General features: G+C 58.5%; 17 protein-coding genes. 8 read left to right on the forward strand and 9 right to left on the reverse strand.

Going from position 1 to position 14,716, the window contains the following annotated elements; all coding sequences use genetic code 11:
• The 3 genes from ACR0LX_RS03010 to ACR0LX_RS03020 all read left to right on the forward strand — a co-directional run bounded on the left by ACR0LX_RS03010 (position 1) and on the right by ACR0LX_RS03020 (position 3,168).
• Complete coding sequence (locus ACR0LX_RS03010; protein WP_039530163.1) at positions 1–291, forward strand: SCP2 sterol-binding domain-containing protein; 291 nt, start codon at positions 1–3, stop codon at positions 289–291.
• Complete coding sequence (locus tag ACR0LX_RS03015; RefSeq protein WP_480782504.1) at positions 291–1,268, forward strand: alpha/beta fold hydrolase; 978 nt, start codon at positions 291–293, stop codon at positions 1,266–1,268. Before ACR0LX_RS03010 ends, ACR0LX_RS03015 begins: the two co-directional genes overlap by 1 nt.
• Before the next feature lie 79 nt (positions 1,269–1,347).
• Entirely contained in the window at positions 1,348–3,168 is a 1,821-nt protein-coding gene (locus ACR0LX_RS03020; protein ID WP_480782505.1) for a M3 family oligoendopeptidase, read from the forward strand.
• Between the two features lie 34 nt (positions 3,169–3,202).
• Here ACR0LX_RS03020 and ACR0LX_RS03025 read toward each other — a convergent pair whose 3' ends face one another.
• The 3 genes from ACR0LX_RS03025 to ACR0LX_RS03035 all read right to left on the reverse strand — a co-directional run bounded on the left by ACR0LX_RS03025 (position 3,203) and on the right by ACR0LX_RS03035 (position 5,420).
• On the reverse strand, positions 3,203–4,099 hold the full coding sequence (locus ACR0LX_RS03025; protein WP_480782506.1) for a DMT family transporter: 897 nt from the start codon (positions 4,097–4,099) through the stop codon (positions 3,203–3,205).
• 11 nt (positions 4,100–4,110) lie between these two features.
• Positions 4,111–4,380: a DksA/TraR family C4-type zinc finger protein gene (locus ACR0LX_RS03030; protein WP_480782507.1), complete on the reverse strand. Its 270-nt coding sequence runs from the start codon at positions 4,378–4,380 to the stop codon at positions 4,111–4,113.
• Positions 4,381–4,445: 65 nt separating this feature from the next.
• Entirely contained in the window at positions 4,446–5,420 is a 975-nt protein-coding gene (locus ACR0LX_RS03035) for a Gfo/Idh/MocA family protein (protein WP_480782508.1), read from the reverse strand.
• Positions 5,421–5,766: 346 nt separating this feature from the next.
• Here ACR0LX_RS03035 and ACR0LX_RS03040 point away from each other — a divergent pair, with 346 nt between their 5' ends.
• Entirely contained in the window at positions 5,767–6,834 is a 1,068-nt protein-coding gene (locus ACR0LX_RS03040) for a fasciclin domain-containing protein (RefSeq protein ID WP_480782509.1), read from the forward strand.
• A 46-nt stretch (positions 6,835–6,880) separates the two neighbouring features.
• Here ACR0LX_RS03040 and rpoH read toward each other — a convergent pair whose 3' ends face one another.
• Both rpoH and ACR0LX_RS03050 read right to left on the reverse strand, forming a co-directional pair.
• On the reverse strand, positions 6,881–7,777 hold the full coding sequence (gene rpoH / locus ACR0LX_RS03045; protein ID WP_480568857.1) for an RNA polymerase sigma factor RpoH: 897 nt from the start codon (positions 7,775–7,777) through the stop codon (positions 6,881–6,883).
• A 147-nt stretch (positions 7,778–7,924) separates the two neighbouring features.
• Positions 7,925–8,959, reverse strand: coding sequence for an RluA family pseudouridine synthase (locus tag ACR0LX_RS03050; protein ID WP_480782510.1), 1,035 nt, complete (start codon positions 8,957–8,959; stop codon positions 7,925–7,927).
• Between ACR0LX_RS03050 and ACR0LX_RS03055 the strand changes: the two genes are divergently transcribed.
• Entirely contained in the window at positions 8,958–9,260 is a 303-nt protein-coding gene (locus ACR0LX_RS03055; RefSeq protein ID WP_480782511.1) for a DUF6476 family protein, read from the forward strand. The genes ACR0LX_RS03050 and ACR0LX_RS03055 overlap by 2 nt on opposite strands.
• A gap of 35 nt (positions 9,261–9,295) precedes the next feature.
• On the opposite strand, the gene ACR0LX_RS03060 is transcribed toward ACR0LX_RS03055, so the two are convergent.
• Positions 9,296–9,673 carry a VOC family protein gene (locus ACR0LX_RS03060; RefSeq protein ID WP_480568848.1) on the reverse strand — a complete coding sequence of 126 codons (378 nt, stop codon included), beginning with the start codon at positions 9,671–9,673 and terminating at the stop codon, positions 9,296–9,298.
• 40 nt (positions 9,674–9,713) lie between these two features.
• On the opposite strand from ACR0LX_RS03060, the gene ACR0LX_RS03065 reads away from it, so the two are divergent.
• Complete coding sequence (locus tag ACR0LX_RS03065; RefSeq protein ID WP_480782512.1) at positions 9,714–10,250, forward strand: winged helix-turn-helix transcriptional regulator; 537 nt, start codon at positions 9,714–9,716, stop codon at positions 10,248–10,250.
• A 74-nt stretch (positions 10,251–10,324) separates the two neighbouring features.
• On the opposite strand, the gene ACR0LX_RS03070 is transcribed toward ACR0LX_RS03065, so the two are convergent.
• From ACR0LX_RS03070 to ACR0LX_RS03080, 3 genes are read right to left on the reverse strand one after another with little or no spacing between them, the layout of a single operon-like run.
• Positions 10,325–11,386: a methyltetrahydrofolate cobalamin methyltransferase gene (locus tag ACR0LX_RS03070; protein WP_480782513.1), complete on the reverse strand. Its 1,062-nt coding sequence runs from the start codon at positions 11,384–11,386 to the stop codon at positions 10,325–10,327.
• A 9-nt stretch (positions 11,387–11,395) separates the two neighbouring features.
• On the reverse strand, positions 11,396–12,322 hold the full coding sequence (locus ACR0LX_RS03075) for a methylenetetrahydrofolate reductase (RefSeq protein ID WP_480782514.1): 927 nt from the start codon (positions 12,320–12,322) through the stop codon (positions 11,396–11,398).
• A 26-nt stretch (positions 12,323–12,348) separates the two neighbouring features.
• Complete coding sequence (locus ACR0LX_RS03080) at positions 12,349–12,645, reverse strand: virulence factor (protein WP_480568836.1); 297 nt, start codon at positions 12,643–12,645, stop codon at positions 12,349–12,351.
• Positions 12,646–12,886: 241 nt separating this feature from the next.
• On the opposite strand from ACR0LX_RS03080, the gene ACR0LX_RS03085 reads away from it, so the two are divergent.
• Positions 12,887–13,999, forward strand: coding sequence for a Ppx/GppA phosphatase family protein (locus ACR0LX_RS03085; protein ID WP_480568833.1), 1,113 nt, complete (start codon positions 12,887–12,889; stop codon positions 13,997–13,999).
• Positions 13,999–14,715, forward strand: coding sequence for an RlmE family RNA methyltransferase (locus tag ACR0LX_RS03090; RefSeq protein WP_480568830.1), 717 nt, complete (start codon positions 13,999–14,001; stop codon positions 14,713–14,715). The genes ACR0LX_RS03085 and ACR0LX_RS03090 overlap by 1 nt, the downstream gene beginning before the upstream one ends.
• The last annotated feature ends 1 nt before the right edge of the window (position 14,716 follow it).

Genomic DNA, 14,716 nt, shown 5'->3' on the forward strand with positions numbered 1-14,716 from the left:
ATGAGCGACACTTTGGAAAAAGCCGCAGCCGCGCTGAATGAGAAACTTGCGGATGGCGCGTTTGACGCCTCGGCCAAGTTTGCCATTGCCGATCTGGGCGCTATCATCCTGGATGAGAACGGTGCGCGGGTTAGCGATGAAGATGCGGATGTAACCCTGAGTGCGGACGCGGACACTTTCGAACAGATTCTCAGCGGCGACCTGAACCCCACCGGTGCGTTCATGTCCGGCAAGCTGAGCGTTGACGGAGACATGGGTATTGCCATGAAACTCGCCTCGGTGCTGGCCTGATGGAATTTTCGCCGGCCCCCCTTTTTGAAGACGTGGCCGGCGGTCCCGCCGGTGGTCAGGCCCACTGGGTCGTGACATCTGATGGAAAACGCATTCGCGTCGGTCATTGGTCCCCGAAAAGCGCACCGAACGGCACCGTTATGCTGTTTCCCGGTCGCACCGAATATATCGAGAAATATGGCAGCACGGCGGCCGAGTTCGTTGACCGGGGCTTTGCCTGTCTTGCCGTTGATTGGCGCGGCCAGGGCTTGGCTGACCGATTGCTTGATGACCCCAGGGTCGGACATGTGGACCATTTCCCCGATTATCAAAAGGATGTGCAATCCACGCTGGATCTTGCGGCTGAACTGGGCCTGCCCAAACCCTGGTATGTGATCGGGCATTCGATGGGTGGTGCGATCGGGCTGCGCGCCGTGTTGGAAGGTCACGATTTCGCCGCCTGTGCCTTTACCGGGCCGATGTGGGGCATTTTCTTTACACCGATTATGAAACCGCTCAGCCGTCTGACCGCCTATTGGGGGCCTCGTGTCGGTTTGGGCGAGAAAACACCCCCAACCACCTCATTGGAAAGCTACGTGGTCTCGCAGCCGTTTGACGGCAACGTGCTGACGCGCGATCCGGCGATGTACAAGATGATGCAGGACCAACTGGCAGCGCATCCCGAACTGGCGCTTGGCGCGCCATCGACCATCTGGCTGCGCGAAGCGCTGGATGAATGCGCCTGGCTGATGGAACAGACCGCGCCAAACACTCCGTGCCTGACCTATCTGGGTAGCCACGAACAGATTGTGGACCGCAAAGCAATACGCGCCCGAATGGCGAACTGGCCCAGTGGGACTCTGATCGAAATCCCCGATGGCGAACATGAGGTGCTGATGGAAGCACCCGAAGTGCGCGGCCCGGTTCTGGACCGGTTGGCGGCGCATTTCATGGCCGCCTGCCCTGACGCCCTGCGCCAACCAGCCTTGTCGCAGTGATCCCTTGACGATCAGGCCGCTTGTGATCCCGGGTGCCTGCGCCTAAATGTTGGCAAAACAAAGCTGTTCGAGGTGTTCCATGCGCGACCTTCCCTTTCCCGTCCGAGATGCAAATGCAATCGGAGGTGCCGACAATCTGGGTAAACTGCCGGAATGGGACCTGACCGACCTGTACTCTTCCGAAGATGCACAGGAACTGTCCCGCGATCTGGACTGGTTGGAGGGCGAATGCGCGTCCTTCGCCGCCGACTATGAAGGCAAGCTGGCCGATCTGGATGCTGAGGCTCTGCTGACCTGCGTTCAGCGCAACGAAAAGATCAACGGGATTGCCGGGCGCATCATGTCCTTTGCCGGTCTGCGCTATTATCAGCTGACCACCGATGCAGACCGCGCCAAGTTCCTGTCGGACATGCAGGAAAAGATCACCATCTTCACCACGCCGCTGGTGTTTTTCACGCTGGAAATCAACCGCATAGACGATGACGTGCTGGCGGCGCGGTTCGCGGCCAATGCCGACCTTGCGCGGTATGAACCCGTCTTCCGCCGGATCCGCGCGATGAAGCCCTATCAACTGTCTGACGAGCTGGAGAAGTTCCTGCACGATCTGGGCGTTGTCGGTGACGCTTGGGAGCGTCTGTTCGACGAAACCATCGCCGGCCTGACTTTCACCGTGGATGGCGAAGAGCTGAACATCGAAGGCACACTGAACCTGTTGACTGAACAGGACCGCGCCAAACGCGAAGCCGCCTCGCGCGAGTTGGCAAGCGTGTTTCAGGACAACATCAAGACCTTCGCCCGCGTTCACAACACGCAGGCCAAGGAAAAGGAAATCGTCGACCGCTGGCGCAACATGCCAACCGCGCAGACCGGACGCCATCTGTCGAACGACGTTGAACCCGAGGTGGTCGAGGCTCTGCGTGAGGCCGTTGTGGCCGCCTATCCCAAGCTTAGCCATCGCTATTACGAGTTGAAACGCAAATGGCTGGGCCTGGACGTCATGCAGGTCTGGGACCGCAACGCCCCGCTGCCGATGGAAGACACGCGCATTGTTGGCTGGGAAGAGGCCGAGAAAACAGTGATGGACGCCTACAACGCGTTCGACCCGCGCATGGGCGAAATTGCCTCGCCCTTCTTTTCCAAAGGCTGGATCGATGCGGCTGTGAAGCCAGGCAAAGCGCCCGGAGCCTTCGCGCATCCGACGGTCACCGACGTTCATCCCTATGTGATGCTTAACTATCTTGGCAAACCGCGTGACGTGATGACCTTGGCGCATGAACTGGGCCACGGCGTCCATCAGGTGCTGGCCGCCGATCAGGGTGAGATGCTGTCCTCGACGCCGCTGACGCTGGCCGAAACCGCAAGCGTCTTTGGTGAGATGCTGACCTTCCGCAAAATGCTGGATCAGGCAGAAACACCGGAACAGCGCAAGGTGCTGCTGGCGGGTAAGGTCGAGGATATGATCAACACGGTGGTCCGCCAGATCGCCTTCTACGACTTTGAATGCAAACTGCACTCGGCACGTCGCGAGGGCGAACTGACCCCCGACGACATCAATGCTCTGTGGATGAGCGTTCAGGCCGAAAGCCTTGGCCCGGCATTCGAGTTCATGGAGGGGTATGAGACGTTCTGGGCCTACATTCCGCACTTTGTGCATTCGCCCTTCTATGTTTACGCCTACGCATTTGGCGACGGCCTGGTGAACGCGCTTTATTCCGTTTATGCAAGCGGCGCCGACGGGTTCGAGGACAAGTATTTCGAGATGCTGCGCGCGGGCGGGTCCAAACACCACAAAGAGCTGCTGGCCCCGTTTGGTCTGGACGCCAGCGACCCGAAGTTCTGGGACAAGGGCCTGTCGATGATTTCGGGCTTCATCGATGAGCTGGAAGCGATGGAAAGCTGAACTCTGAAGGGTTGCCCCCTCGGGCAGCCCAAAATCACTCGCTCGTTTTCTTGAGCGTTGTCAAAAAGATAGAAAACACAATTAATGCAGCACCCAGAACTGCGGGGACAGTGATCGACGCGCCCAGAAATACTGCCGCGTTGATGAACGTGAAGACCACCGAAGCCGCGAATAACAGCGTAGCAGTCAATGTTGAAAGACGCGCGGCGGCCTCATACCACAGGTAGTAGGCCAACGCCGTTGGCAACACGCCGAGTAATACCAGAAAGAACACATCCTTGGCGCTTGGCACTTGGATCGAGAATGCGGCCAATGGTGTCAGCAATACCGCCGAGCAGAGAAATATCCCGAAGAGAAAATTCAAACGCTCTGGCGTTGTCTGGGATGATTGCATCGCGCGACTGCTGGAGATCAGGAACACCGCCCAGCTTAACCCTGCGCCGATTTCCATGATATCTCCGGTCAATGGCTCTCCACCACCTTGAAAATCTTGAAAGACGGTGAGGAACACGCCGAATATCGCCAATACGGTCGCCAGAAATTCGACCCGGCCGATCCTTGTGTCAGCAAAAAAGTACAGGAAAATCAAAACGAAGAATGGCGCTGTGTTTTCAAGAACCATCGCGTTGGCGGCGCCGGTGTGCTCGAGACCGATGTGAAACAGGATGTAGTTCACGACAGTGGACAAGACGGCAAGTCGAAAGTTCCAATCCGAATACCGGATCGAGACAGAGGCGCGCAACGCCTTCAAAATCAGGTAAATCGCAAGCGCAGCGATAAACAGGCGCATCACGGCAATCTGCAACCCGCCCAGATCGGAGGTCAGGTACCGGACAATGACACTGTGCGTTCCCCACAAAAAGGCTGCCAGAAACCCCAGAACCAAACCACTTTGCAGCCACGAAGGGGTCCTTTGGGGGGCGTCCGTCATGGCCTAGCAGGTCATTTCAATTGGCTGTCTTTGGATCCGCGCCGATTTATACCGCCGCGTGCCTTGAATGCACCGTCACGCTCTTGCTGGCACTCAAGACACAGCTTGACGCCGGGCAACGCAAGGCGGCGTTTTTCCGGGATCGGTTCTTCGCATTCGGCGCAATGGGTCAAGCTTTCGCCCACGGGCCGTTTTTGCGCCTGCATCCGAGCCAGTTCGTCCGATATTGACGCTTCGATCTGTTCGCTTACCGCGCCGTCGCGCGCCCAGCCACCTGCCATGATCTGCCTCCTCAAGTGGTGACAAACAGATTAGATGTGCAGGTGCAGATCTGGCAAGAGGCACATCACAAAGTGTCAGCCGCATCGAATACCCGATCGATCATAGCCTGTGTCCCGCGTGAAAATTCCAGCGGACAAGGATAGCTATCGCCGTCTCGCACCGATCGGCAGAAGGCTTCAACCTGCAGCTTATAGTGGTCGTCCGCCGGAAAGCGGGTGACCTGCACCTCAAGGCCAGGCCGATGCAGTTCAACACGCGCTTCGCCAAAGACGCGCGCATTGAAAGGAGCAGTCAAACGGATGACACCGCCTTCGCCGTGAAACTCCATCGCCTGATTGGGATGCATACGGGTCGAGACATAGGTCGAATAGGTAAAATCCTGAAAACGCGCGTTGATTTCGGTGAACACATCCACATCGTTTTCCCACCTGATCGACGCTCTGACGTCAACTGGTTCCTGCCCAGTCACAAAGCGGGCGCTCCCGATCGTATAGACACCAATGTCGCGCAACCCGCCGCCGCCGGTTTCGGGTCGGTTGCGGATATTTTCGGTGTCGGCGCGATTGTCATAGGTGAAGACACCCGAGACATGCACCAGCTTGCCGATCGCGCCGTCTGAAACAAGCTGGCGGGCCAGTTTCCACTGCGGGTGGTGTACGATCATATAGGCCTCGGCCGCCAAAACTCCGGTCTCGTCCCGCTTTGCGATAAGCTGGTCGAATTCGCCGGCCTGCATGGTCATTGGTTTCTCGCACAGCACATGCTTGCCTGCATCCATTGCCTTCAGGCTCCATTCGACGTGCAAATGGTTGGGCAACGGGATGTAGACCGCACCGATCGCCGGGTCGGCCAACAGCGCATCATAGCTGTCGTAAACTGACAGGTCCGGGCAAAACTGCTGAAACGGCTTGGCCTTGGCGGGGTCCGAAGTCGCCAACCCGGCCAGTCGCGCACCATGGGCAGAATGTATGGCAGGAGCCATATGTTGTCTTGCGAATTTCGAGGCCCCAAGAACGCCCCACTGGACCGGCTGCTGCATCGTTTCCCTCGTCTAACTTAGTAGCTCATACCAGACAAAACTCGAAATCCTATCCCGTTTCAACCGGCCAACGTCCGGGAACTGACACGTCAAAGCCAGTACCAGCCGGGCTGAATTGGGTTGTTCTTTCGGATTTTTCCTCAGCCGAGCGAACACGCGCAAACACTTTTGAAGCAAGAATAAATCGCACATCCGGACAGGACGCGGACAAGGTACTGACCGATCTTGCTGGTAGTTTTCGTGATCCACTCGGTGACCACACCCGTAGCAAATACATTCACGGAGGCAAGCTCTGTCCGAGCGGGTGATCCGTCTTCAAGGCATACAGGGTGGGAGGCTTTCTGAAATGCCAGCAACACATACGATAACGGAAACGGTACTGAAAAGCGGTGCCCCCGGAACCTTTGACAGCGACAATCAGGATTTTGACATTCTCCGAGAGGCCGTCATCGCAGCCGGTCTGGCAGGCGTGCTGAACGACCCGAATGTCGATCTGACCGTATTCGCCCCGAACGACACCGCGTTCATCACGCTGGCGCAAACGCTGGGGTTCGAAGGGTCTGACGAGGCCGGCGCGCTGGGTCACATCGTCAAGGCGTTGACCTTGCTTGGTGGAGGCGACCCGATCCCCCTGCTCACCAACATTCTGCAGTATCATGTTGTCGATGGTGAGTTTGACAGCACCGCAGTCGTTGGTCTTGGCAACGGTGCTGAGATCGAAACGCTTCTTGGGTCTTCGGTCACGCTGAACCTTGAAAGTGATCCCCCCAGCCTGGGCGATGCGGATCCCGCAATCGACGATCCCGGGCTGATCGGGTTTGATGTGGACGCATCGAACGGAACAATTCACATCCTGGACGGTGTTTTGCTGCCGGTTTCCGTTTCCGGCATTCTTGGCAAGAAGAAGACCGACTTTATCCTGGGCGACAGCAGTGACGAGTTCATCTTCACGGGCCGAGGGCAGGATTTCGTCTTTGGCGACGATGGCAATGACGTGATCAATACCGGATCTGGCAAGGATGTCGCGCTAGGTGGCGCCGGAAACGACATCATCTTCGGCGGTCGCGGCAAGGATATTCTTCGTGGCGACGAAGGTCACGACAAGATCTTTGGCGGCCGCGGACAGGATATCATCGACGGCGGCGCGGATAACGACAAGCTTATCGGCGGTCGCGGCAAGGACACGTTCGTCTTTGAAAACGGCGATGGAGATGACTGGATCGTCGATTTCCGCGTTGGCAAGGACAAGATCGATCTGTCCGGATACGACGGCATCACAAGCTTTGAGGACATCGAAGACGATATTGATGGTGGTTTCTTCGGCACCGAGATCGAGCTCGATGACGGCGACAGCATCTATCTGTCGGGCGTCTGGGCCAGCCACCTGTCCGAGTCGGATTTTGTTTTCGTTTGAAGAAAAACGTCAGCCCGCGTTCTCAGCGGGCTGACCTTGTCCGAAATCAGTTCGATTTCAGCATTCCCTTTTCGCGTGCCAGTTCACGCATCTTTTTCTGCAATTTCTCGAACGCGCGCACCTCGATCTGGCGAATGCGTTCGCGGCTGACATTGTACTGCGTACTCAGCTCTTCCAGCGTCACAGGCTGATCCATCAGGCGCCGCTGGGTCAGAATGTCCTTTTCGCGATCATTCAACACTTCCAAAGCGGCGGTCAGCAATTCGCGACGGGCCTCAAGCTCGTCCCGCGCCTCATAGTCGCCGGCCTGGTCGGCATCTTCGTCCTCCAGCCAGTCCTGCCACTGCATGCTGCCTTCACCTTCGGACCCGACCGTCGCGTTTAGCGAGGCATCGCCGCCGGACATACGGCGGTTCATGCTGATCACTTCCTCTTCGGTTACGCCGAGGTCTTCGGCAATTTGCTTGACGTTTTCGGGTCGCAGATCGCCCTCTTCCAATGCACCGATGCGTGCCTTGGCTTTGCGCAGATTGAAAAACAGCTTTTTCTGCGCGGACGTCGTGCCCAGCTTGACCATCGACCACGACCGCAGGACATATTCCTGGATCGAGGCGCGAATCCACCACATGGCATAGGTTGCCAGCCGGAATCCCTTTTCCGGGTCAAACTTTTTGACGGCCTGCATCAGGCCCACATTGGCCTCAGAGATCACTTCGGCCTGCGGCAAGCCATAGCCGCGATAGCCCATGGCAATCTTGGCCGCCAGACGCAGGTGCGACGTGACCATTTTATGCGCGGCCTCGGTATCTTGTTCCTCGACCCAGCGCTTTGCCAGCATGTATTCTTCTTCCGGCTCCAGCAAAGGAAACTTGCGGATTTCCTGCATATAGCGGTTCAGACCACCCTCAGGCGTCGGTGCGGGAAGATTTGAGTAATTTGCCATTTATTTCTGCCCCTTGGACAAATGTTTAAGCCCTTAACATGGGATATGGTAACGCAACCAGTATTATTCAAGAGGGACCGTTAACAGTCTGGTATTAACCGTTGATAAAGAAAAGCTGATAAGTCCATAATCACGCGTCTTTGCGAATTATGACATCCGCCCGCGCAGCCCGTCCAGAAGTACCTTCATATCCTCGGGCAAGGCAGCCTCAAAGCGCAAAAACTCACCGCTCAGCGGATGCTCAAAGCCCAAAACTGCCGCATGCAGAGCCTGACGCGGAAAGTCGCGCACAGCGTCGGCGGTAACCACATCAAAGGCGCGTGCGGCCAGTTTGCGCTTACCGCCATAGACCGGGTCGCCCACCAGCCCGTGACCGGCATGCGCCATATGCACCCGGATCTGGTGTGTCCGGCCCGTTTCCAGCCAGCACTCGACCAAGGCCAGTGCCGCAGGGTCGCCGAAAGTTTCTACAACCCGCGCCCGGGTGACCGCGTGTTTGCCGCCGTGGAACAGAACCGCCTGCTTTTGGCGATCGGTCTTGTGACGGGCAAGCTGCGTCGTCAAGCGCATGATGTTGCCGGGCTCAAAACTGACCCCCTTGACGCCGCGCAGGCGCGGGTCGTTGGCGTCCGGCACACCGTAGCATATGGCGCGGTAGTAACGCTCGACGGTATGCGCCTCGAACTGCGCAGCCAGACCCTGATGGGCTGCGTCGGATTTCGCTACCACCAACAAGCCGCTGGTTTCTTTGTCGATGCGATGCACGATGCCCGGCCGCTTGACCCCGCCAACACCCGAAAGGGCATCGCCGCAATGGTGCAGTAACGCGTTCACCAGCGTTCCGCTGGGCGAGCCCGGCGCCGGATGCACCACCATGCCCGCCGGTTTGTTGACAACGATCAGGTCGTCATCTTCATGGACGATTTCCAGCGGGATATTCTCGGGGCCGATATGGCTGTCTTCAGCCTCGGCAACGGTGATCGAGATTTGCGCCCCTTCGGCAACCTTGGCCTTCGGGTCCGTCTGGACGTGGCCATCGACTGCAACCGCGCCCTCCTGAATCAGCCGTGCCAGTCGCGTGCGCGACAGGCTTTCCGCATCTGGCACATCCCGCGAAAGCGCCTTATCAAGGCGAGGTGGCGGCGCGGCCGCGACGTGAAACTCTATCAGGCGGGTGCCCATGACTGTCCCTTCCGATCCTCAGGAACCGCAGGAAACGCCGCAACTGCGACTGCTGAGGCGCATGGTCATGCTGTTGACCGCGGTGATGATTGGCGGGGTTCTAGTAACCTTCGCGCTGATTGTCATCCGCTTATCGGATCGCACGCCGAAACTGCCCGACCAGATCGAGCTGCCGGACGGTGCGAAGGCACAGGCGCTGACCATTGGCAACAACTGGTACGCAGTCGTGACGGATGACAATCGCATCCTGATCTTCGACAAAACGACCGGGAAGCTGAAGCAGGATATTCCGGTTCAATAAACCTGCTGCAAGAGGCATTGAACCAGCGCCGCGCGTCAGCCGTTCACCGTCAGGTCCTGAGCCAACATCATGGCATTGCCGTCCGGGTCATAGAACGTGGCCGTGCTCACCATGCCCTCGATGGTTTCGGTTGCGCCATCGAACTGCACACCTGCGTCTTCTAACGCTTTTCTTGCGGGCACGATATCGGCCACGCCGAACACCGGCACGGTGTTGCCGGGTGTTGGTTCGACCTGCTCACCCAGCCCCAACGTGACCCCCTGCGTTTTGGTGTTCAACTCGCTCCAACCCGCTTCGTCGATATGGTGGATCAATTCAAATCCCAGCTTGTCACGATACCAGTCGGCGCTGGCGTGACGATCCCGGACCGAAATCGCGAGCGTTATGGTGTTTTCCAGAGAAACAAGAGCCATTGAACTTCCCTTTTTACCTAAAATATAGTAACTATACTTTATGGACATAAAATCTCTTGTCAACCTCACGTCCCGGGCCTGGTGCCTGAACATACTGGCCCTGATGGCCACGGGAACGCCCGGTCGCCAGGCACCGCTGCTTGCATCCACCAGCGCAAGCCGCACGTCCTTTGCCGCAAGCCTTGACCACCTGTTTCAATTGAACCTGCTCGAGCGCAATCCCGGGCATGGACACCCGTTGCGGCCCGAATTCAGGCTGACCCGGACCGGGGCGGAATACGCAATGACCGCTCGGTGGATTGTTGAAGCGATCCCCGACGAGGGCGAGTTTGCTGTGCTCAGAAAAAGCTGGTCCGTACCGGTTCTGGCTTTGACCGGGACGCCGCAGCGCTTTTCAGGCGTGAAATCGTCCCTTGGGTCGATCACAGACAGGGCGTTGTCAGCCTCGCTACACCGCCTGGAGGATCATCAGTGGATTCAACGCGATATCGAACTGTCCGACCGCAGGCCATTTCCGACTTATCGCGCCGTCAATGCCGGGCTTCTGGTCAATCGGGCCATCGATCTGCGCAGCTAGATCGCCCCCGGCCCGTTTTGACAAAAAAAGGCCGGGCGATCGCCCGACCTTTCACTATTCCTGCGGCCAGAAAATCAGGCGCGGCGACGACGACCACCGCCACGGCGGCCACCGGCCGCACCGGCGGCACCGGCCTCGTCCGGGGATTTGTTGAATCTGATCCACTCGCCACCATGGGCGTCGTTGTTGGTCAGCAGGTTGGCGGCGCGGATGGCCTCCATCTCCTTGCCGGCGCGCGGCTTGGTCGAGCCCAGACCGAACATCTGAACAAATGCCTCATCGTCCATGCCTTCGGGCAGAATGATGCCAGCGGCAGTGACCTGCTCTTTCTTCTCGGCAATCTTCTTCTGTGTTACCGGCAGGGCAACCGGGTTCATGATCGCCGAAGTCATGCCAGCACCCATTGCCATCGGCAGGAAGGCGTTGTTGATGCCATGACGGTTGGGCAGACCAAACGAGATATTGGACGCACCGCAGGTGGTGTTCACGCCAAGCTCTTCGCGCAGGCGACGGACCAGAGCAAACACCTGCTGGCCCGCGGTTGCCATCGCGCCGATGGGCATCACCAGCGGGTCGACCACGATGTCATGCGCTGGAATGCCGTAATCGGCGGCGCGTTCTACAATGGTCTTTGCGACAGCAAAACGGACATCGGGGTCTTCGGAAATTCCGGTATCATCGTTGGAAATGGCAACAACCGGAACGTTGTATTTCTTGACCAGCGGCAGAACCAGCTCCAGACGCTCTTCTTCACCGGTAACCGAGTTCAGCAACGGGCGGCCCTCAGCCGCCTCAAGACCTGCTTCCAAAGCACCCGGAACCGACGAGTCGACGCAAAGCGGTACGTCGACCAGACCCTGCACCAGCTCGACGATCTTGCGCATCAGCGGCGGCTCGGTCTCGTTCGGGTTGGGGTTCGAGTTGTAGACAACGCCCGCGTTGATATCCAGAACGGTCGCACCAGCCGCAACCTGCGCCAGCGCGTCTTTCTCGACGGTCGAGAAATCGCCAGCTTCCAGTTCAGCGGCCAGCTTCTTGCGGCCGGTCGGGTTGATCCGCTCACCGATGACGCAGAACGGTTCGTCAAAGCCCAGAACGGCGGTTTTTGTTTTTGATTCTACGACTGTACGGGTCATGTCCGTTCCTTAAGCATTTGCTGGCTTTGCCGAAGCGCCGCCATTGTTGATTGCCCAATTGGCGTTGGTCTTGATGCCGCCAAGCGGGAAGAAGTGCACGTTTGTGATATTGAAATCCGGGTTGGCCGCCTTGTGGTTGGCCAGTTCGGTGATCACGTCGGTCGGCTCGTATGGCAGCAGCAGCTTTGACACATCCATTGCGCGCTTTTGCAGAACCTTCAGCGAAGGACCGACACCGCAGGCGATGGCGAATTTGATCAGCGTCTGCAGTTTCGCCGGACCAGCGATACCGATGTGGACCGGGATGTCGATCCCCGCCTCTTTCAGACTGTCCGCCCATGCGATGATCGGTTTGGCGTCAAACGCGAACTGGGTCGCCAGCGCCATTTCGGCATCGGTGGTTTCGCTGAACTTCTGCTTCCAGCGCAGTGCTTCGTCCACGTTCTTGGTCGAACCGTCTGGGTCAATGTCTTTGTTGCCCTCGGGGTGACCCGCTACGTGCAGACGCTTGAATCCTGCCTTGTCGAACAGTCCGCTTTCCAGCAGCTGCATCGAGCTGTCAAAATCGCCATGCGGGTTGGTCACACCACCGGCCAGCAGCAGCGCCTGTTCGACCCCTGCTTCGCCCTGATACATCGAGATCCAGTTTTCCAGCGTGGCCGCGTCCTTGATGATCCGTGCCGGGAAATGCGGCATGACCGGATAGCCCTCGGCCGCGATCCGCTTGGCGGTCTTGACCATGTCCTCGATCGGGGTGCCTTCGATATGGGCGATATAGACGCGTGTACCTTCGGGCAGCAGCGCGCGGAAATCCTCGACCTTTTCGGCGGTGCGCGGCATCACCTCGATCGAATAGCCCTGCAAAAAGGCTTCGACGGTCGGATTCACCGGTCCGTTTTCGGCGGCATCACGTTTCTTGAAGTTCAGCAAAGCCATTGCGGCCTCCCATAGCTGTCGCGGGCTCATGCCCAACCGTCATTCGCGATCAGAGCCTTGATCCGGTCCTGATCATATTCCGTTTCCAGACGCACGGCTTCGGCCTCGGCAATCTCGGACGGGTCGCCGTCAACTGCAAAAGGGTCGGCCTTGCGCCATTCGGCCAGATAGGCATCACTGTCCTTGGCGTTCACCTTCATCGCGGCGCGGTCGATGGCTTGTTCAAACCGTTCTTCCAACTGCCGCTTGGCGCCACGACGACCTTTGCCGACGATGACCTGCGCAGGAATATCGCGCCAGTATACGATGGTGACGTCAGGCATTGTTGTGATTCCTCCTAACCCGATGGGGCGGTTCTAAACGTCAATGTGGGGGCAAGTCGGTCGATTTTCGACACACGGCGCATTCACAGCGACGTTTTTGCCCACGATGGGATACCGCAGCTTTTAACGCCCCCTTCCCCGAATCCGAACACCAAAATCCTCATGGTGATAATGAGTATCTTGCGTGATCGAATTGCGCGACCTATGGTCGGGGTAACTCGAAAATCGGAGGGCGTTGAAGATGGCGCCCAAGCGTCCCAAAGGTGCGGGCGCGTTCCCGAAAGCGGTCGAAAGCCCCGCGCCAGCAAGACCCGATCCAGATGCGTTGTATGCGGCGCTGGATCTGGGGACGAATAGCTGCCGCATGTTGATAGCCCAGCCCAAGGGCAGCGGGTTCCATGTGGTAGACAGTTTTTCCAAGTCCGTGCAGCTAGGGGCCGGGCTGGAACGGACCGGACGGCTGTCGCGGGCCTCGATGGCGCGTACGGTACAGGCGCTGCGGATTTGTCAGCAAAAGCTCAAGCGGAACAGGGTCAGACGGATGCGTCTGGTCGCGACCGAAGCCTGCAGGCGCGCCAAGAATTCCCGCGATTTCATCCGACAGGTCAAACGCGAAACCGGATTGACGCTGGAGATCATCCAGCCCGAGGAAGAGGCACGGCTGGCGGTGATCTCATGCGCGCCTCTGGTGTCCACCAAGACCGAGCAATTGTTGGTCGTCGATATTGGCGGTGGCTCGACCGAGCTGGTCTGGATCGACATCTCGTCGGTGCCGCGCCGCGACCGTCCCGCCGCGATCATGCGCCTGCACAATGGATTTCACACCGCCGACAGCCCCTTTCCCGCTGCCAAAGTCGTGGACTGGATCAGCGTACCGCTCGGCGTCGCCACGCTGCGGGATCAGTTCCACGACGTCGAGGACGACTCGGCCCGTTTTGCGCTTATGAGCTGGTTCTTCGAGGAAAACTTGGCCGATTTCGCGCCCTACAAGGACGAACAGGCCCGCGAAGGGTTCCAGATCGTTGGTACCAGCGGAACTGTCACCACTGTTGCCGCCTCCCATCTCGGGCTCAAACGCTATGACCGGACCAAAGTGGACGGGTTGCGTATGACCAGCGATCAGATTGACAAGGTCATACGAGGTTATCTAGAACTCGGCCCTCACGGGCGCCGTCGTGATCCTCGGATCGGGGATGACCGGCAGGCCCTGATCATGTCCGGCTCGGCCATTTTGCAGGCGCTGCTCAGATGCTGGCCCACCGACCGCCTTTCCGTTGCGGATCGGGGGCTGCGCGAAGGCCTGCTTTATGCGCAGATGAGCGCGGACGGCGTATTGGAAGACGGACCGTTCTGATGGCGAAGACACCAACTGGAAAAAACTCCTCGGGTCGCGGGCAGCGTGACCTGAAGGTCAAGGTCAAGACCGCGCGCGGGCGCAAGCTCAGCTCGACCCGTTGGCTGGAACGGCAGCTGAATGACCCGTATGTCAAACGCGCGCAGGCCGAAGGCTATCGCGGGCGCGCGGCGTTCAAGATATTGGAACTGGACGAGAAATTTCGGTTTCTTGTGCCCGGCGCGCGTGTTGTTGATCTGGGCTGCGCACCGGGTGGCTGGTTGCAGGTTGCAGTCAAGCGGGTCAACGCGCTGGGTGAGAAAAGCGGCAAACGCATCGGCACCGTTCTGGGGGTCGATTTGCAAGAGGTCGAACCGGTCGCAGGTGCAACGGCCCACGTGCTGGACTTCATGGAAGACGATGCCGACCAGAAGGTCAAAGAATGGCTGGGTGGCAAGGCCGACGTGGTGATGTCTGACATGGCCGCAGCTTCGTCGGGGCACAAACAGACCGACCATCTGCGCATCATGGCCTTGTGCGAAACTGCCGCCTATTTTGCCTTTGACGTTCTGGAAGAAGGCGGCACATTCGTTGCCAAGGTTCTGGCCGGGGGCGCTGAAGGCGATCTGCAAAAGCTGCTAAAGCAGAAGTTCGAAAAGGTCGCGAATGTGAAACCGCCCGCATCCCGGTCGGACAGTTCCGAGAAATTCGTCGTCGCCACCGGGTTCCGTGGGTAGA

The sequence above is a fragment of the Ruegeria sp. CH11 genome (assembly GCF_056537105.1).